This is a genomic window from Candidatus Erwinia haradaeae, from assembly GCF_900698885.1.
In the GTDB taxonomy this organism is placed as follows: Bacteria; Pseudomonadota; Gammaproteobacteria; order Enterobacterales; family Enterobacteriaceae; genus Erwinia_E; species Erwinia_E haradaeae_H.
Genome location: NZ_LR217705.1, coordinates 856,430 through 876,654 on the forward strand (window position 1 = coordinate 856,430; position 20,225 = coordinate 876,654).

The following is a 20,225-nucleotide window of genomic DNA, read 5'->3' on the forward strand; positions in this document are numbered from 1 at the left end:
ATATGTATACAGAATAAGCTCTTGGTTACGTAATTTATATGCTTAGCTAATATTTCTAGAGAGTAATTTACTTTTTTCAAAGAATCTTTTTACGCTTTTGTTACACATATATAGTTTTCACGTAACTGCACACTTTGCACTAACTAGCTGCAAACGATACATTTGCCAATACCTGCCTCGCATTGCTAATAATGTTTGGTGGTTACCTTTCTCGACTATCTGACCTCGATGTAATACAAGAATAGTATCTGCCTCAGTAATCGTTGAAAGTCGATGAGCAATAACTACTAATGTAGTACGCTGCCGAACTAAACATAACGCTTTTTGAATCGCTTGTTCTGTTCCAGAATCAATATTAGCAGTAGCTTCATCTAAAATCAGTATCTGTGGGATAATAACTAATACCCTTGCTATAGCTAATAGTTGCTTTTGCCCAATAGATAAGCAGTTACCTTGCTCCCCTAGTTCTGTAAAAATACCTTGAGGCATAGAGCGCGCAAGGTCGTCTAATTGTACCGCACTTAACACATCCCATACTGCCTGCTCAGTAATATCTCTACCTAAGCTTACATTAGAAAACAAAGTATCTGCTAAAACTACTGGATCCTGCTGAACCATTGCTATACTATTTCTTAATGCAGAATGACTTAACGAAGAAATTGATCTACTATCAAGATATATCTCACCGTCACTCAAAGGATAATATCCCATCAACAAATTAGCTAATGTGCTTTTTCCGCTTCCAGTCTGCCCAACTAATGCCACAAAATGACGTTCTGGTATTGATATGTTAATTTTTTTTAACACAGGATAACCAGAACGATAGCTAAATGTAAGATTAAAAATATCAATCTTTCCGCCACTTAATGGCTGAATATCTTTACCATAAGGTTGATGAGGTGAATCCATTAGCTCAAAAATTCTCTCACCTGCTACAGCAGCCTGCTGCAAAATCGACTGCTGCGTAGTAATTTCAATCAGTGGCTCATTAAGACGAGAAAGGTAATTAATAAAAGCATATAAAATTCCAACTTCTATTGTGCTATCTGACGAACAGCCATATAACATCATCAATCCACATAATATTAACGCAGAAAAAAGACTAAGAAGAGGTCTTAATAAAAAACCCTCTAGTCGGATAATATCCATACGCGCTCTATAATGTAAGCGGCTGGCCTTACCCATGCGTTTACCAAAACGATCCTGTTGGCGAAATTGCTGGATAATGCTCATGCCATTAATAACTTCATTAAAACTATTATTAATATCCGCTAAACAACTCCGCAATCGTCGAACAATTGGCGTACTGTGGCGTTGATATATTAGCATAACTGTTAAAACTGCTGGAAAAATAGTGATTGCTACTAAAGCCATACGCCAATTAAGAGTAAACATTGCTATGAGCATAGATCCAACTAGCGCGGCACTACGTAGTGCAGTCGAAACCACAGTTACATACAAATCCCGAACTACTTCGGTGTCATTAGTAACCCTAGAGATAATTTGACCAACAGGTTGCATATCAAAAGCACTTAATGGCTGACGCAAAGCTGCATCCATAACATTAGTACGCAAATGTTGTACAACTCCCACTGCAACTTGATTAAACCATAATGCTTGCCAATAGTATAGCAATGCCGCAAATACCTGAAGCAGGAGATAACTTATAATAATTACGCCAGAAAAAAAATTAAAAGGCATGTGACGTTCATCAATTTGATCAATAAAATAGCTAATTAAAACTGATCCTAATACTTCAGACCCAGCAGCAACCCATAACATAATTACTGCCCAGCAGAGTGATTTTTTCCATGGAGCACCATAAGACAGGAGTCGTTTAATAGTTGGCCAGAGCCGAATAGAATTACTCATGAGGAGCTCTGCATGCTATATTATCTTGACCTAGTTCCTCTTCTAACTGCTGATAACGATGCATCTCTCGATACCAACCTTTTCTGGAAATTAATTGTTGATGATCCCCACGCTGTATTACTGTGCCATTCTGTAACACTAAAATTTCATTCGCCTCAGATAAAACAGATAGACGATGAGCTGTAATAATTACTGTACGCTTTTCTCCCCAATGCCGTAAGTTATGCATAATTTTATACTCAGTTCGACCATCTACAGCAGAGAGAGCATCATCTAATATAAGAATTTCAGCATTTAATAATAATGCTCGAGCAATAGCAATCCGTTGTTTTTGCCCACCAGACAGCATGATTCCACGCTCACCAACTTCTGTGTCATACCCCTGAGGTAAATGTAATATATCTTCATGAACATGAGCAAGGCGAGCTACATATTCAATATCATGCTGTGTAGCTGCAGGACTACCTAAAGCAATATTCTGCGCCACACTGTCAGAAAATAAAAATGGGGTCTGACTTGCTACTGCCAACCTGCTACGCCAAATATCTAAACGTAACTCAGATAGGGGGATATTATGAAACTGAATTTCACCGGAATCAATGTCGAAATGACGCTGAATTAAACTTAAAAAAGTGCTTTTTCCAGATCCAGTTGGCCCGCACAAACCAAGCATTTGTCCTGGCTGAATAGTGATATTTAAATTAAATAATGCGATTTTATTAGAGTTAGGATAACAAAATCTTTGGATAGAAATTTTTAAAAGACCACGATCCTTTGGTAATGTTTTATTACCATCAGGCACTACTGGCGCCTCTTGCAGCAACGCATAAATCCGACTCCAGGCTGCACTACCGCGTTCTACAATATTAAACATCCACGCAAATGCTAACATTGGCCAAATCATTAAACCAAGGTACATTATAAAACTAGTGAGTTGCCCAAGAGTCATAGATCGATGACATACCATCCAGCTACCCCCAACAACTGCCAGTAGACTGGATATTGCCACAAAAAGATAAATTGTTGGATCAAAACGCGCATCAATACGAGCTGCACGTAAATTTTGATCTCCTGTATCTTTCGCAATAATAGCAAATTTATCTGATTGATGACCTTCTAAACCAAATGCTTTAATCATTCGGATACTACTTAAACTTTCTTGAGTTTGATCGTTTAGTGAAGAAAAAGCAGCTTGCACCTTTTTAAAACGATTATGTAATTGTTGTCCATAACATTTAATTATTAACGCCATGATAGGCATCGGAATTAAAGCCAGTAAAGTAAGACTCAAGCTAATTTGATGGATCATAACTACTAAAACTGTGAAACCCATCACTACAGAATCCACTAAAGTTAAAAATCCCTCTCCAGCAGCAAAAACCACACAATCTACATCATTAGTGGCCCTTGCAATCAAATCACCAGTTCGATGTCGTAAATAAAAAGCAGGGTTCTGTCGACTGAGCTTCTGATAAAAACCGTCACGCAGTTCTACCGCAAGGTGATAAGAAGCTCCAAACAATAATATACGCCATATATAATGGAGAAAATATACAAGAATTGCTGTAAGTAACATTACAACAATCCACTTTATGAGTTGGAAATTGCTAAAACCCCCTTGCTTAACACCATCTACAATTTTACCAACAATGTGCGGTGGAAAAAGTTTAAGCACAGCGATTATAAGCAAAAGTAAAACAGCACCAAAATAACGGCGCCATTCTCGCAAAAAATACCAACTTAATTGGCTAAACAATTGCACTAGAAAAAATCCTGATTATCAACTGAATTAGCAAGATTAAAACTACCACTTAAATAGAAACCGGTAGAGCAGTGGTGTATTTTATTTCTTCCATTGCGAAACTTGAAGTCACATCAAGCAAAGCAGGGACTCCATTGAGTAGTTTTTTATAAAAAATATCATAACTTTTTATATTAGCTACTTGCACCCTCAAGAAATAATCATACTCCCCAGCCATACGATACAAACCCATAACTTCTGGCATGGTTTTTACTACACTAACAAACTGATAAAACCAGTCCCGACTATGCTGATTAGTTTTAATTAAGACAAAAACAGTAACATCCAAACCTAACTTCTTACTATCTAGAAGTGCTACTCGTGCCCGAATATAACCTTCATCCTCTAATCTTTTCAAACGTTTCCAGCAAGGGGTTGTTGTAAGACAGATGTGCTCTGCTAAGACCTGTAAAGACAAAGTACAATCCTGTTGCAAAAAGTTTAACAATAAACGATCTTTTTTATCCAGCATTATGGGTAGCAAAATATTCTCCTTTTACTTATCTTAGAAGTAGGATTTTAGCAACCTTTTCTCCTAGTATCTCGTTAGTCTGACCTATACACTAAACTGACTACACAAATCGGAGGAAGGATGAAAAGAAAAATTTATCATAACCTTTTAATAATAGGTTTATTTATAACTGTTTGTCTTACCTGGGGTACAACATGGATAGCCATGAAGATTACCGTCTCTACAGTGCCGCCTATTCTTGCCACCGGACTGCGATTCCTTTGTGCTGCTCCGCTGCTATTACTTCTGGCTTATTATAAAAAAGCCCCATTATTGTTTCCATCTGGCCAATTTGGTTTTCAATTATGCGTTACACTGTTCTACTTTGCCATACCTTTTACTTTAATGCTCTATGGCGAACGTTATACTTCTTCTAGTCTAGCATCTATTATTTTTGCTACAATGCCAGCTGCTGTTTTAACGTTATCCCTGATCATACTAAGAGAACGCGCAACTGTACGACAAATACTTGGCTTGGCTATCAGCATTGTAACCTTAAGTATTATTTTATGGTATGAAGGCCACTCCAGCATAAAAAATCAACTATGTGGTATAGTAGCACTCTTAATAGCAGTACTTATGCATGCTATTATGTACGTCCAATGCAAAAAACGTTGTGTTGGAATTTCTGTTCTGAGCTATAATGCCTTACCTTCTTTGGGTGCTGGTGTACTACTAACAGCACTTGGATTAAATGAATCACCTAATTTTCATACATTTACTTTACAATCACTTCTATCAATAAGTTACCTAGGTATTGTTGCTGGTGTTGGAGGAGTTCTGGCATATTTTTCTCTACAAAAAATTACCCAGCCTTTTAAGGCATCTTTAGTTTTTATGATTTTTCCAATAATATCAGTAATATTAGACAATATAATTAACGGAAGTAGCATTAGTTATCAATCCATAATCTTGCTAATTCCTTTTCTACTTGGAATGATCCTTATATTATTGCATCGTCATCCTGAGAGACCCAACGCTTTGTGATTTAATTATGTCTAAAAACATTCTCTCAACTTAACATGATTGCTCATCCCTAAGTACCTCTAACAAAAACATAATCATACTATGTAGATAGCTCATAATCTGTTTGCTTGAATCTTACCAAACTAACGCGTAAGATTTTATAGTTGTAGCATATAAAATTACCTATATCTCTCTATTATTTATAATACCTATTTTAAATTTAGGTAAGGCATTAACAATTAGGTAAAATTATTAATTATTATGAGATAATTCTGCTCTGAAATACTACCTCTACGTCAATAGTAAAAATAAATAATATTGCTATTTAGATAGAACAAAACGTTTAGATGGAACAAAACGTGCTTTAGATAGGTATTTAAATTGCATGTATCATATGAAATTATAATTAAGATTATAAAACAGAAAGCAACCTGTAACTTATTTTTATAATTTTACAAAAACAAAAAAAACAACAATAACATGATCTACATAGACCAATTAGTATTAATTCAGATAATAAAGGTTTCAATAAAGATAGTTAAGAAAAAAATTAGAAAAATTGATTACATAATACTCAAAAATACTAATTAAAAATGATTAAGAAATAAAAAATCTTAAAAATAACAAGGCTTCTGCCAACCAAAAATCTGATGCACATATTTTTTAAAATAGCAGTATTTATCTTTTGATAAAAAACACAAAAACTATCATTACAATATTTATCAAAAAACTAAATGTATGATTGGTTAATCAGAACCACCCATGATAATAAAAATTATCGTATTATTAAAATATTTTTTCTCTTCTGAAAAGCATTTAAGAAAAAAAATTTAATAATAAACAAATTCAAAAAAATAAGATAACTACTCAAAAAAAACAATTTAAAAAGCAACGGGATTCTATGTCTTACTCGTATCACCACCGTCACTGCATCATAAATTGTCTATAATAATATTGCAGACCTTACAGAGTACATGGTAAGTAATTAATATTTCTTGTAACACTAGATATAGAAAATAGTATCTAATAAAGTATCTAATAATTTACTGGTAAGAAAAACTGGTAAGAAAATATTATGAATAAACTAAATATATTTAGACTACAGGAAGAACGGAAGTTCTTAATCAGTCATTATTAAATGAATCTACCTATTTTGAATGCAACCACAAAAGAACGGGATGCATCTATAATAAAGACCAATCACGACGATAATCACATGGAAAACATATAAAAAATTTTTCTCATTCTAATCTTTAAGATTTACCTAATTTAAAAAAAGTCTGCAATTTTACTGCTCTTCTAACAAGTAGTCAAACATTCTTAATGACAATATTAAAAAATATAAGTATCATATTACCGTATCATGCTAACCACAATTATCAAACTAAATACTTTCTATTTGTTTTTTATTTAATGGTAAAAATTTGTTTTATGTTTTATATAAATCAATGATATTTTCTAAATATCTATCCTACAAGATCATACAATACTAGCGCACATTAGAAAATCTTTACATAAAAAACACTTTAATTACAGACTAAGCGGCTCGTTTTTGAATATATTCATTTTACAAATTTCCACAATAACAATAATTATAACAATAACATTAACAATAACAAATTATATATTTAATAAATACATAACATAAATGATAAAATCATGAGAGTATGATACTTTTTCTCAAACACTATTATACGATATAGAAAATTTCTGCAATAATTAAAGATGGTAATAGTTTTAATGATTATTATCATATAAAAAAATAAATTTTATATTTAACTAAATCATTTAAACATGCAATAGTTATAATAAATTTTCTAATATGCAATTAAAGTAATGTATAGTAAGATTTTATATAGTTTTAGTTTTTATAAAACCTCTTATCATTTCATATTACTTTTCATTACATGCTATTTTGTGATAATTATATATTATTACTCAATTTCATATTTCATAATTGTAATGACGCGATAGTGATAATTATATAAATTATTCAAGAAATAAGAAGCAAAAAATAATATTAAAAAATACGAGCATTAGGTAGATCTAGGATCTAGATATAAAATTTATAATTATAGTACATATAAACTCAATCTATTATCACACTTATCACACTAATCTCCTTTTGGAGTTACTAAAAAAGAAGTTATAAAATTATTTCTAATGTTGAGAACAACTACAAAACTTTACTTAATCTTGAAAAACTTCATATGTTGATCAATTATCACAATAGCAACTATCTGTATTTTCTAAATAGCAAAATCATTATAAACATTATAAATATTCTATATTTTTCTATATTTTTGCTAAAAATTTTCATTTTCAATGATAAAGTTATTACAAGGTGAATAAAAACTTATAATTCAAGGTTAATAAAAACTTATAATTCAGTGCATCATCTAGCAATCCATTCCATAGTCATAGAATACAATAAATTTTATTTTACCGAGCAGTAAAAGAAAAGAACAGAACAATTGATACTGATGAGAAATACTCCTAAATAAGTCAAAAATACTTTTCATTATTATATTTTTAATACTACATTGTGAAAAAATTTGTATAATTTATAATGGTCTAGTAGTAACGTTATACACAATCACGTTTATCGACCCTCTGTTGAGTACATTAAAAATTAGATGACAACCTTTCAGAAACAAAGTCTGCTCAAGAATACTTTTAAAAACAAAAATATAGCTATTATTATCAAGGTCATTAAATGAAACTTAGCGTATATACTAAAAATAAAAAGATAAAAATTCTGTCATTAATCACAATTATGTTAATTTTTTTATTATCTAGTGGTTGTGATATTACACTACTAAACCCTAAAGGGCAGATAGCCATAGAACAACGCTCGTTAATTATCACAGCTTTTTGTGTAATGATGATAGTTGTTACCCCAGCGATTATCTTATCTATAGTATTCGCCTATAGATATCGAGAATCTAATGTAAGCGCAATATATAACCCAGACTGGGAAAATTCGAATACAATAGAAGCTATAGTGTGGATTGTACCTATTTTAATAATTATATTCCTTGGTGTTCTTACATGGAGATCTACTCACCTGCTAGAGCCAAGAAATTCATTAAAATCACATATTAAACCTATTACTATTGAAGTAGTCGCACTCAATTGGAAATGGTTGTTTATTTATCCCAAACAAGGCATTGCTACTGTTAATGAAATAGTTTTTCCGGTGAATTGTCCTATACACTTCAAGATTACCTCAGATACTGTAATGAACTCTTTTTTTATCCCGACTCTTGGTAGTCAAATGTATGCTATGCCTGGAATGCAAACACAATTACACTTAATTGCTAATGAAGTAGGTAGATTTAGTGGGATCTCTTCTAATTATAGCGGCAGTGGATTCTCTAAGATGAAATTTCAAGCTATTGCTGCTAATAATTTTACTGAATTTAACCAATGGGTATTAAAAGCTAAGCAATCCTCGAAGACTTTAATGAATATGAGTGATGTTAAATATTTAGGTTCATTAAAAAATGATAATTCCGTTCAGTTCTTTTCAAATGTAAAACCAGAACTATTTAAAAATATCATTCATCAATTTGATTTAAAAAATAAAGAAGATATAAAAATACCTCCTAAAATAAATGTCAATCCTATCAGTACAAAAGTATATAATATCAACCCTATTTAGATTAGAGCTTAGAGTTAAAAGTCATTTAATAAAATACTACACATAATATCTATTCTACACTGCATGAAATGATGAGGAAACACACGATGTTAGGCAAGTTAACCCTAGACGCAATCCCATTCCATGAACCCATTATCATGGTTACAGTTGCCGCTATTATTTTTACTGGTATTTCTATATCTGGGGTTATTACGTATTTTAAAAAATGGACATATCTCTGGTCCGAATGGTTTACCTCTGTAGATCATAAAAAGCTTGGTATAATGTATATTATTATGGGATTTGTGATGTTATTGCGAGGTTTTGCTGACGCAATCATGATGCGCACTCAGCAGGTTATTGCCTCCTCTGGAAAAGAAGGCTTCTTGTCAGCTCACCACTATGATCAAATTTTTACCGCACATGGTGTGATTATGATCTTTTTTGTAGCCATGCCATTTGTAGTAGGGTTAATAAATATTATAGTACCATTACAGATTGGTGCAAGAGACGTAGCATTTCCATTCCTAAATAACCTGAGCTTTTGGTTAACAGCCGCTGGTGTCGTTTTAATTAACTTATCACTAGGTCTCGGTGAATTCGCACAAACTGGTTGGTTAGCTTATCCGCCACTATCTGGACCTGAATATAGTCCAGGAGTTGGCGTTGATTATTGGATATGGAGCTTACAAATTTCTGGAGTTGCTACAACGCTCACTGGAATAAACTTTATAGTCACCATTCTAAAGATGCGCACAACAGGAATGACGATGTTTAAAATGCCGGTATTTACTTGGACATCTCTATGTACTAGCGTTCTGATTGTAGCCGCATTCCCAGTGCTAACTGCGACACTTACATTGCTCACTTTAGATCGCTACCTAAACTTCCATTTCTTTAGTAATGAAATGGGCGGAAACATGATGATGTATGTTAACCTTATCTGGATCTGGGGTCATCCAGAAGTATATATCCTAGTTTTACCAGTCTTTGGGATATTCTCTGAAGTAGTGGCTACTTTTTCGCATAAAAGATTATTCGGTTACACATCACTAGTTTGGGCGACAATCGTCATTACAATTTTATCTTTTATTGTATGGCTACATCATTTTTTCACAATGGGCGCAGGAGCAAACGTTAATGCTTTTTTTGGGATTATGACGATGATTATCGCTATTCCTACTGGTGTAAAAATATTTAACTGGTTATTCACAATGTATCAAGGTCGGATTACACTGCATCCTGCAATGCTATGGACTATGGGTTTTTTAGTTACTTTCTCTTTAGGAGGTATGGCAGGTGTTCTATTAGCCATTCCTGGAGCAGATTTTGTTCTACATAATAGTTTGTTTTTAGTGGCTCATTTTCATAATGTAATTATTGGTGGCGTAGTGTTTGGGTGCTTTGCTGGCATAACCTACTGGTTTCCAAAAGCATTTGGATTTATTTTAGACGAAACTTGGGGGGTTCGTGCATTTTGGTTTTGGATTGTCGGCTTCTTTTTTGCTTTTATGCCACTTTATGTCTTGGGTTTTATGGGCATGACACGTCGTCTTAGTCAGGATATCGATCCGCAATTTCATCCGATGTTAGTTATTGCTGCTGTTGGTGCCGCCTTAATCAGTTGCGGTGTGATTTGTCAAATTATTCAATTTTATGTTACGATACGTGATCGTGCCAAGAACCGTGATGTCACCGGTGATCCATGGAATGGACGTACTTTAGAGTGGTCTACCTCATCGCCAGCTCCATTCTATAATTTTGCTGTTTTGCCTAAAGTAGATACACGTGACGCTTTTTGGGCGATAAAAGAAAAAATGAACAGACAAAGCCAAAATGAGACCTTAGTGAAAGCAATTAATTATACAGAAATTCATATGCCAAAAAATAGCAGCGCTGGGGTTATAATCGCATTTTTGAGTCTAATTTTTGGTTTTGCCATGATCTGGCATATTTGGTGGCTTGTTATTATATCTTTATTAGCCATTCTCCTATTTTGGAGCACAAAAAGTTTTAATGATGATGTGAATTATTTAGTCCCTATTGAAGAGATTGTAGCAACTGAAAATCATCATATCGAGGAAAAAAAAGCAAAATAGGATTGAAAATGTTAACTAAAACCCTAATTAAATACAAAAATATAGAAACACAGAAAATATTCGGGTTCTGGCTGTATCTAATGAGTGATTGCATAATTTTTGCAACACTGTTTGCTACATATGGCGTCATCGTAAATAATATCGCTAATGGACCAACAGGTAAGGATTTTTTTAATCTACAGTGTGTATTACTTGAAACTATCCTTCTCTTATTAAGCTCTGTAATGCATGGTTTCGCTACTATTCAAATGAGTCTAGGACGTAAAAATGCAGTAATAGGTTACCTAACACTAACTTTTTTATTTTCTCTAGGGTTTATTAGCATAGAAAGCGCTGAATTTCTGGATCTTTTTAACAGAGGCATTACGCCTAATCTGAGTGGGTTCTTGTCTGGATTTTTTACTCTGGTTGGTGCTCATGGCTTGCATGTAATTTTTGGTATGCTCTGGATGATTCTATTAATATTGCAAATAATCAACAAAGGTCTAACCGAAACCAATCGTATACGTCTTACATGTCTTAGCCTGTTCTGGCACTTCCTAGATATTGTATGGATTTGTGTGTTCACTATTGTATATCTTATAGGGGAGGTTTAATGAGATATCCTACACAAAAAAATAGTGATACCTGTTCTGACCTCAAAACTTATCTAAGAGGTTTTATTCTTTCTATTATTTTGACTGTTATTCCATTTTGGGTAGTTATAACTCACACCGGATCAAAAAACACAGTTTTATCTCTCGCAATAATCTGTGCAATTATTCAAGTTTTTGTACATTTAATATGCTTTTTGCATTTAAACAGAAAATCAGAAGAAGGATGGAACTTAATTGCTATTCTATTTGCAGCATTGATTGTTCTAATTATAATTATTGGCTCACTATGGATTATGTGGAATCTTAATTACAATATGATGGACTCTTAGTTTGAAATTGAAATACTTTGAGATCATAAATCACTTGACTGCTAAATATATCCAGGTCACTAAGCCAGGCATTGTTTTTGGAAATTTAATTTCTGTAATTGGAGGGTTTTTACTTTCCGCTCAAGATAACATTAATTATATGTTACTTCTTTTTACTGTTTTAGGTGTCGGACTAGTGATTGCATCTAGTTGTGTATACAACAACCATATAGATCGTGACATTGATAAAAAAACCAATCGAACTAAAGATCGAGCATTAGCTCAAGGATTGATCTCTGTAAAATGTAGTCTGATTTATGCGACTGTATTAGGTATAACTGGTTTTACTATATTATATATAGCAGTAAATTTTCTCGCCATGTTAATTGCTGCTTTAGGCATGATAATCTATGTTGTTGTTTACAGTTTATATATGAAACGCAATTCCATTCATAGTACATTAGTTGGAAGCCTTTCTGGTGCGACACCACCAATAATTGGTTATTGCGCAATCTCTGGCCAACTACAGCCAGGTGCACTTATACTACTCATGATCTTTAGTTTGTGGCAAATTCCACATTCTTACGCCATAACTATCTATCAACTTCAAGATTATCAATTAGCTAATATTCCTATTGTACCAGTTGTTAAAGGTATTTTTGTAACAAAAAATTATATTATTTTATATATTATATTATTTATTGTAGCAACTCTGATGCTAAAAATTTTTGGTTACACTGGATATAAATATCTACTGGTAGTTTCTACGGTCAATGCTTGGTGGCTAATGACCGCTATATCAGGTTATTGGACAAAAAATAATTTAATATGGGCGCGTAAACTATTTCTTATTTCCATTGTAGTCATTACAACTGTAAGTATTATGATGTCTGTCGACGTGATGGAATTAAATCCAAAACCTGCACCAATATGTTTAAGTTAAAATTTAGAAGTATTTTCTTACATGTAATACAGAACAGTCATATGTTATTATTCTATTTAATATTCTTTTCTAACATAACTAATCATATGAGCACGTGATTACTATAGAGATCAAAAATCATGGCTAATAATCAAATGACCTCGGTTGAAAAAAATGCAAGCTGGGGTCTTGGGGTGGTTTTTTCATTGCGAATGTTAGGGCTCTTTATGGCTCTACCTATCCTCACAACTTATGGATTCACCTTAGATGAAGCCAATGAAACATTAACGGGGTTAGCGATTGGTATATACGGTATCACTCAAGCTTTTTTTCAAATTCCTTTCGGTTTACTCTCTGACCGCTTTGGGCGAAAACCGTTAATTATCAGCGGCCTATCTGTCTTTACTATTGGTAGCATAATTGCTGCCATGACGCACTCTATATGGGGTGTAATTTTGGGACGTGCTTTGCAAGGAGCTGGTGCAATAGCTGGAACAATCATGGCTCTTTTATCTGATCTCCTAAGTGAAGAAAACTATACTAAGGTAATAACTTTTCTTGGAATTAGTTTCGGAATCACCTTCTCTCTCGCTATAGTACTTGGACCTATTATTACACAGGCGCTTGGCCTTCAAGAACTCTTCTGGATAATTGCGATACTGACAATAATTAGTATAACAATCATACTACTTATTGTGCCATCACCCTCCAAACGCACACTAAATCGCGAATCCTCACTAGTAACAAGTAGTATACGTCATGTTATTAGAAATATTCATCTTATGAAGCTTAATTTTAGTGTTTTCTGTTTGCATGCTCTACTAATGTCAAACTTCCTTGGACTGCCTAAAAAATTTATAAAAGCAGGATTATCTGCCGGCGAGCACTGGAAAATATACCTATTTACAATGTCAATAGCCTTAGCTATTACAGCGCCATTACTAATCTATGCCGAGCGCAAGCATCAAATGAAAAAAGTTTTTATCTTTGCTATAGGGTGCATCTTAGGGTCTGAGAGCATTTTTTGGATAATAAAGTGCCCAATATGGCCGCTAATCGCTAGTCTACAGATATTCTTTATTAGTTTTACTCTAATGGAGGCAATCTTACCTTCATTTATCAGTAAACAATCTCCCGCTGGGTATAAAGGAACAGCAATGGGAGTATACACTACCAGTCAGTGCATTGGTGTAGCAACTGGGGGTTTCGTTAGTGGCTGGGTATTAGATACTATGGGTAGCAATGTCCTATTTTTATCTAACATGTTAATGACGTTATCTTGGTTTGTATTGAGCCTGAATATAAGTGAACCTCGTTATCTTAGCACTTTACGTTTTCATCTTAAAGTCAAAGATGACACACAAGATCCAATGCGATTGCAACAATTTTTACAAAAGCAAGATGGTATATTTGATGCTTGGGTATTACCTCAAGAAGAAAGTGTTTATGTAAAAATTGATAACAAAATCACCAATCGAAGTGAAATAGAACAAACAATGTTAAAACTAAAAATCAAAAAAGTATAATATATAATCTTGTTAAACCCACAACACGCCAGATAAAAAAAATTGTTTAGTGTTAGATAACACTTATTCTATTTGAAATTAAAAACCATAATTATTAAGTCTCAATCCTAATTGCATGTGCTTGGAGATATTAATTGATCATCTTAACATCCAAGGATCATCTTAACTGATAGAAACCTAGAGAAACATTAAGAAACAATACAATAATTCATATGTTATTATATCTAATATTTTATAATATTAAAATATTTGAAATGCTTGAATAATTTTATTACTTTTCATAAAAGTAAGCGCTATCAGTAAACGCACAATCTGGACTCATAGTCACAAGTTTTTATATATTATAAATTTTTATGTCTATGACATATATCATTATTGAATCTAAAAAAAAGATAACGTAATATATAATATTCTTATATTAAAAATATAATCTGTTAATTTTGCATTATATCATACGTAATCCAAGTTATGCTTCATAATAAACTTACTTCTTTCAGTTTTGTTAATAACTTTATACAAAGTATTTTAAATAATAATAAATATTACCTTGTTATTCAGAACATTAATCACTATAGATTAATCTGATTATAACGCAATATAACTGACACAATTTAAATTTTAGATAAATTAAGGAGTACGCAATGAAAGTGACCATTCTTGGTGCAGCGGGAGGTATTGGCCAAGCTCTATCTTTATTGCTAAAGACACGTCTTCCAGAAGGGTCTCAGCTATCTTTATATGATGTTTCGCCAATTACCCCAGGTATTGCAGTTGATTTAAGTCATATACCTACTTCTGTTGAAATCACAGGATTTACAGGAAATAATATTGCTCTAGCGATAAAAGATGCCAAGATAATACTGGTCTCAGCTGGCTTTGCACGAAAACCTGGCATGGATCGATCCGATCTTCTGCATTTAAATGCAGAGATTGTCAAAAATCTAATATCTCAAATAGCTATCACTAGTCCACATGCTATGATAGGAATCATAACTAACCCAATTAATACTATTGTTCCTATAGCTGCCAAGGTGCTAAAAAAAATTGGAGTTTATAACAGAAAAAAACTATTCGGTATTACTACTCTAGATATTATCCGCACTAATACTTTTCTTGCTTTATTGACTGGTCAGCAACCAGAATCATTCAACATCCCAGTTATTGGAGGTCACTCAGGCTCTACTATTCTACCTCTCTTATCTCAAACTAACAGTAATATTCAATTAACTGAAAAAGACATTGATAATCTTACAAAACGTATCCAAAATGCAGGCACAACAGTGCTTGAATCAAAGTCTGGCGGTGGATCTGCTACGCTCTCAATGGCATATGCAGCAACAAGTTTTTGTCTTTCGCTCGTACGCGCTTTGACAGGAGAAAGTAATATAATAGAATGCGCATATGTTGAAGGGCAAGGGGAATATGCTAAATTCTTCTCGCAGCCCCTCGTGTTAGGTCAGAATGGAATTACTAAGTATTGCTTAATTGGGAACCTTAGTAAATTTGAAGAACATGCACTGATCAGTATGCTTGATCAACTTAAGCATGATATTCAACTAGGGGAAGATCTGGTGAAATAACCTCTGAGATACTGCATACTATCAATGGCTATTTATAATAAATTACTAAAGTAGTGTATATCACCATAGAATAATTTAAATATAATAATCAAAACCAGTGTATAAACTAGAACGAACAACTCTTCAATAGCATATGTTATGCTATTGAGTATGGTTCTGGAATTATATGTATATATAAATATATAAATATATAAATTGTATATCTGATATCACTTGATGGAATATTATGGATCCTAACTTTCTAGATATACTTGCTTGTCCTCATTGTTATCAACGGTTAGAGCTATATAATAATCAAAATAGCTTAGAACTTATCTGTCACATAGACCAATTAATCTATCCGATTCGAGATGGTATTCCAGTCTTGCTAGCGGAAACCGCTCGTCATTTAGACTTAAAGGAAAAAAATTCATGAATTTTATAGCTATCATTCCAGCACGTTTTGCTTCTAACCGCATGCCAGGAAAGCCATTATTAAAATTACATGGAAAACCAATTATACTACATGTCGCAGAGAAAGCACTTAAATCTGGCGCACAAAAAGTTATTGTTGCAACTGATCATTCTGACATAGCTAACGTAGTGCGTTCTGCTAATATTGAGGTTTTGATGACAAAAAAACATCATCAATCTGGAACGGAACGCCTATCCGAAGTAATTGAACACTATCAATTTCCTAATGAAAAGGTAATCGTAAACGTTCAAGGTGACGAGCCTATGATACCCTCAATGTTTATACAACAGGTAGCAAAAAATCTATCCTATTATAACGTAAATATAGCTACGTTAGCAACACCAATACATTCTTTGAAAGAAGCACAAAACTCAAACTTAGTGAAGGTAGTCCGAGATATCCGCGGTTATGCACTATATTTTTCTCGTTCAATGATCCCTTGGAGTGATACAGATAATTCAATTACAAAAAATAAAATCTGCAGCCCACTTCTTCGTCATATTGGAATCTATAGCTATTATGCTGGCTTTATTCGTCGTTATGTTAGTTGGCAATCTACTTCTTTAGAAAAGAAAGAGTTTTTAGAACAACTTCGTGTATTGTGGTATGGTGAAAAAATACATGTTGATATTACAAACACCCATCTTACAAATAGTATAGATACGCCAGAAGATCTGTCAAAACTTAACAAGATAATAAAGTAATTTATTAAAATTAATACTACCGATCCATTAAATATTTTAAATTCTATTTTAGAAAAAATTTACTATTTTCATGATATATAGCATATATTTAATAGATCTTAATGTATAAAAACCTAGTAATAAACATCCTTACATAGAATCTAAAGCTAAATACTTAGGATCTATTTTATATCTCATAATCTTAAATTAATTATCTACACAATATCTCTTGTAAAATATTAAAAAATTTATTAGTTTACAAAATTATATATCAGATATAATTGTGCGTGTATATTATAAAATTTATATTTTAAGCACCTCCTTATGATCATTGCTTTATATCAACGGATTTCAGTATAAATAGATCCCCCGGCCATCCATATATGTTGTTATAATCTCTATTATTGATATTGCCTACCTAGCCGTTGCTTCATTTCCCTCTGATACTTATTATAATCATCTCCGCACTCCGCTGAGCAAAATGCTGTTCCTGCAACAACATTCTCATCTTTGCACCAAATACATTTTCCATCTGGACTTTGCAAGCTTTTTTCGCGGGATGATAGTGCTGCGTTAATAATATCTTGCTCACGCTTTTGAGCTAAATCTGCTTCATCCATTATCCACTCCTATGCACGTTTTACACCTTGGGATTGTACCAATTCTCTTTAAAACCAATACATTATACGTATAACCTCCTATTTTTTGAAAACAATACTTATATTAAATAAAGTTAGATAAATCTTACTAAGACAAAATATTCTTTAATATTTAATGCTATAAAAGAGTGCAATCCAACCACGTACAAATCCTTAATATCTATCAATAAATAATTAGTGCACTTAATATAAATAATTATATTATATAGAGCTCTAGAAGATATGGATTTTTATAAAAAAACCAGGACTATTTAATACTTAGAACTCTCAATAGTATCTCTTATATATTAAATTCTACCCTTAATAAAATAATGAATACTATATGGTACTTCATGCAAATACATCTACATCTTAATACAAGGTATTTACTAGTAATCTTTATTATTACTACTGAACACTATTTCTTAATTTAAGAACTCATATATAAATTTTATCATTATTAAGGTGAAACAATGTGACAGTTTTTTAAAGGTGATTATCTCACTTTGTGCAATAAGCTTCTATCAATCACACTGATTCTATTTTATTATTTAACACTTACGGAGATTATAACACTTATGAATCCAATGCTCAACATTGCTATCCGGGCTGTACGACAGGCCGGAAACATCGTCACAAAATACTATGACACAGCAGATTCCGCTGAATTAAAGCAAAAAGGTAATCATGACTTAACTAATTTTGTTGAAAGAAAAGCGAAACGCCAAATAATTGATATTATATTCAAGTCTTATCCAGATCACATTATTTTTACAGAAAATGATAGTCAAATATATCAAAAGACTGAAAAAGTACAATGGATAATCAATGTGCTAGATGACAATATTAACTATCTTAAAAGGCTTCCACATTTTAGCATTTCTATTGCGACACGCGTTAAAGGACGCAGTGAGATCGCTGTAGTATATGATCCAATGCGTAATGAATTATTTTGCGCTTGGAGAGGTCATGGAACACAATTAAATGGTTATAGATTAAGAGGAAGCTCTCTCCGATCTTTAAGTGAGGCTCTTTTATCAACTAATGCTATATTTCAAGAACATGAAAATAATATTTCTGCCGTTAATGCTGTTCAAAAACTCCTTTATAAATGTGCTGATTTTCGTCATAGTGGTTCAGTTGCTTTAGATTTGGCTTATGTAGCTTCCGGTCGGCTTGATGGATATTATGCCATAAACCTAAAACCACGTGATTTCACTGCTGGGGATTTATTAGTAAGAGAAGCTGGTGGACTAGTTACTGATTTTAATGGTGACAATAATTATTTTTTTTCCGGCAATCTTATAGCAGGTAACGCACGTATTGTACAATCAATTCTGCATCAGATACGTCTGAAACAGTGAAAAATAATGCTATAGATTTGTTCTATATACAAATTTTCACAAAAATATTTACACTATTTGAGCGATTTATTTTTAATATAGTTTATGCTAATAGAAAGAAAATAAATCACTTAAATAAAAATAACAAACACTATAAACAGATGAGAGTCCTGCCATGATTTACCTGAAGAGTAAAATAATAATATTCCCAAATATGTGAAAAAAATTAAAATCTATATAAACTGTTAAAAGACTTAAATCCTTATCATCAGTAATTAATTACTTAAGATATATATAATGCTGCAATATATCCACTAAAGTTCTTTGTTAAAGTAAAGTATTAGTTACTCTCTTTATGCAAATTATAAATAATAAAATGAAGATGCCTGTATCGCGGGGCTATAGTCTTTATGTAAGTTATTGAGCTTGTGCAACTTATGTAATTTATGTAATGTCCATATATTCTTTATATCTCATATTTTAAGAACTTGTATCAGTTCTTGCATCAGTTTGATATAAAGTTTTCTTATTATGTAAACTATTTTTTACAGTATTTTGATTACTTAAATATTCTCTAAGACCTTTATTGCGCAAGTGACAGGCATTACATTGTCCGCACCCATCACTCTTGATCCCATTATAACATGTTATAGTCTCATTTATTACAAAATGTAATACACCTAATATATCCGCCAATGCCCATATTTCAGATTTAGTAAGCCACATTAATGGAGTTTTAAAAATTAATTTTCTTGATATACCTAATGATATCGCAGTATTCAAAGCTATGATAAATTCATTTCGGCAATCAGGATATCCTGAATAATCTGTTTGACAAACTCCTGTAATCAATGTTTCTGCCTTTAACTGATAAGCATATACTGAAGCCAATGTTAAGAAAATAATATTACGTCCAGGCACAAAAGTATCAGGTAAATCCATGTCTTGTTGTTTACTAAAATTAGAAACAGACAAATTTTTTCTCGTTAAGCTGCAAGAAATCAAATCATTTAGAATAGAAACATTAATGAACTTATGTGAACTGACCCCTAGCTTCTTGGCAATATCCCGTGCTACATCTAGCTCATAGCTATGACGTTGACCATAATCAAAGGTAATACAATGAACGAACTCATATTCTCGAATGGCCTGTATCAAGCATATAGTAGAATCTTGACCGCCACTAAAAAGCACTACAGCAGTATTTTGCATTACTTCATCCTTAATACATAGGCTCTTAAGTTAAGCATAAAATACCTTCTACTAGAAAATTATTAATAATT

Annotated in this window: 16 protein-coding genes; 11 read left to right on the forward strand and 5 right to left on the reverse strand. The window is 32.6% G+C overall.

Annotation, left to right across the window (positions count from 1 at the left end):
* Positions 1-117 precede the first annotated feature (117 nt).
* From ERCISPPS3390_RS02660 to ERCISPPS3390_RS02670, 3 genes are read right to left on the reverse strand one after another with little or no spacing between them, the layout of a single operon-like run.
* Positions 118-1,872, reverse strand: coding sequence for a SmdB family multidrug efflux ABC transporter permease/ATP-binding protein (locus tag ERCISPPS3390_RS02660; protein WP_197095275.1), 1,755 nt, complete (start codon positions 1,870-1,872; stop codon positions 118-120).
* Entirely contained in the window at positions 1,865-3,634 is a 1,770-nt protein-coding gene (locus ERCISPPS3390_RS02665) for a SmdA family multidrug ABC transporter permease/ATP-binding protein (RefSeq protein WP_197095276.1), read from the reverse strand. The genes ERCISPPS3390_RS02660 and ERCISPPS3390_RS02665 overlap by 8 nt, the downstream gene beginning before the upstream one ends.
* A 49-nt stretch (positions 3,635-3,683) precedes the next feature.
* Complete coding sequence (locus tag ERCISPPS3390_RS02670) at positions 3,684-4,145, reverse strand: Lrp/AsnC family transcriptional regulator (protein WP_197095412.1); 462 nt, start codon at positions 4,143-4,145, stop codon at positions 3,684-3,686.
* Positions 4,146-4,265: 120 nt separating this feature from the next.
* On the opposite strand from ERCISPPS3390_RS02670, the gene ERCISPPS3390_RS02675 reads away from it, so the two are divergent.
* The 10 genes from ERCISPPS3390_RS02675 to kdsB all read left to right on the forward strand — a co-directional run bounded on the left by ERCISPPS3390_RS02675 (position 4,266) and on the right by kdsB (position 16,982).
* Positions 4,266-5,171 (forward strand): DMT family transporter, encoded by a 906-nt coding sequence (locus ERCISPPS3390_RS02675; protein ID WP_197095277.1) that lies wholly within the window; start codon positions 4,266-4,268, stop codon positions 5,169-5,171.
* 2,695 nt (positions 5,172-7,866) lie between these two features.
* A complete protein-coding gene (cyoA, locus tag ERCISPPS3390_RS02680) occupies positions 7,867-8,814 on the forward strand; it encodes a ubiquinol oxidase subunit II (RefSeq protein ID WP_197095278.1) in 948 nt (315 codons plus the stop codon).
* Positions 8,815-8,900: 86 nt separating this feature from the next.
* Positions 8,901-10,892, forward strand: coding sequence for a cytochrome o ubiquinol oxidase subunit I (gene cyoB, locus ERCISPPS3390_RS02685; RefSeq protein ID WP_197095279.1), 1,992 nt, complete (start codon positions 8,901-8,903; stop codon positions 10,890-10,892).
* Positions 10,893-10,900: 8 nt separating this feature from the next.
* On the forward strand, positions 10,901-11,488 hold the full coding sequence (cyoC, locus tag ERCISPPS3390_RS02690) for a cytochrome o ubiquinol oxidase subunit III (RefSeq protein WP_197095280.1): 588 nt from the start codon (positions 10,901-10,903) through the stop codon (positions 11,486-11,488).
* Complete coding sequence (locus tag ERCISPPS3390_RS02695) at positions 11,488-11,817, forward strand: cytochrome o ubiquinol oxidase subunit IV (RefSeq protein ID WP_197095281.1); 330 nt, start codon at positions 11,488-11,490, stop codon at positions 11,815-11,817. Before cyoC ends, ERCISPPS3390_RS02695 begins: the two co-directional genes overlap by 1 nt.
* A gap of 34 nt (positions 11,818-11,851) precedes the next feature.
* Positions 11,852-12,739, forward strand: coding sequence for a heme o synthase (gene cyoE / locus ERCISPPS3390_RS02700; RefSeq protein WP_197095282.1), 888 nt, complete (start codon positions 11,852-11,854; stop codon positions 12,737-12,739).
* A gap of 119 nt (positions 12,740-12,858) precedes the next feature.
* On the forward strand, positions 12,859-14,244 hold the full coding sequence (locus ERCISPPS3390_RS02705; RefSeq protein ID WP_197095283.1) for an MFS transporter: 1,386 nt from the start codon (positions 12,859-12,861) through the stop codon (positions 14,242-14,244).
* Positions 14,245-14,885: 641 nt separating this feature from the next.
* On the forward strand, positions 14,886-15,824 hold the full coding sequence (gene mdh / locus ERCISPPS3390_RS02710; protein ID WP_197095284.1) for a malate dehydrogenase: 939 nt from the start codon (positions 14,886-14,888) through the stop codon (positions 15,822-15,824).
* Positions 15,825-16,050: 226 nt separating this feature from the next.
* Entirely contained in the window at positions 16,051-16,239 is a 189-nt protein-coding gene (locus ERCISPPS3390_RS02715) for a Trm112 family protein (RefSeq protein ID WP_197095285.1), read from the forward strand.
* Positions 16,236-16,982, forward strand: a complete 747-nt coding sequence (kdsB, locus tag ERCISPPS3390_RS02720) for a 3-deoxy-manno-octulosonate cytidylyltransferase (RefSeq protein ID WP_197095286.1) — start codon at positions 16,236-16,238, stop codon at positions 16,980-16,982. Before ERCISPPS3390_RS02715 ends, kdsB begins: the two co-directional genes overlap by 4 nt.
* A 380-nt stretch (positions 16,983-17,362) precedes the next feature.
* On the opposite strand, the gene ERCISPPS3390_RS02725 is transcribed toward kdsB, so the two are convergent.
* A complete protein-coding gene (locus ERCISPPS3390_RS02725) occupies positions 17,363-17,581 on the reverse strand; it encodes a hypothetical protein (RefSeq protein WP_197095287.1) in 219 nt (72 codons plus the stop codon).
* 596 nt (positions 17,582-18,177) lie between these two features.
* On the opposite strand from ERCISPPS3390_RS02725, the gene suhB reads away from it, so the two are divergent.
* Positions 18,178-18,963, forward strand: a complete 786-nt coding sequence (suhB, locus tag ERCISPPS3390_RS02730; RefSeq protein ID WP_197095288.1) for an inositol-1-monophosphatase — start codon at positions 18,178-18,180, stop codon at positions 18,961-18,963.
* Positions 18,964-19,422: 459 nt separating this feature from the next.
* Here suhB and queC read toward each other — a convergent pair whose 3' ends face one another.
* Complete coding sequence (gene queC, locus ERCISPPS3390_RS02735; RefSeq protein ID WP_197095289.1) at positions 19,423-20,154, reverse strand: 7-cyano-7-deazaguanine synthase QueC; 732 nt, start codon at positions 20,152-20,154, stop codon at positions 19,423-19,425.
* Positions 20,155-20,225 lie beyond the last annotated feature (71 nt).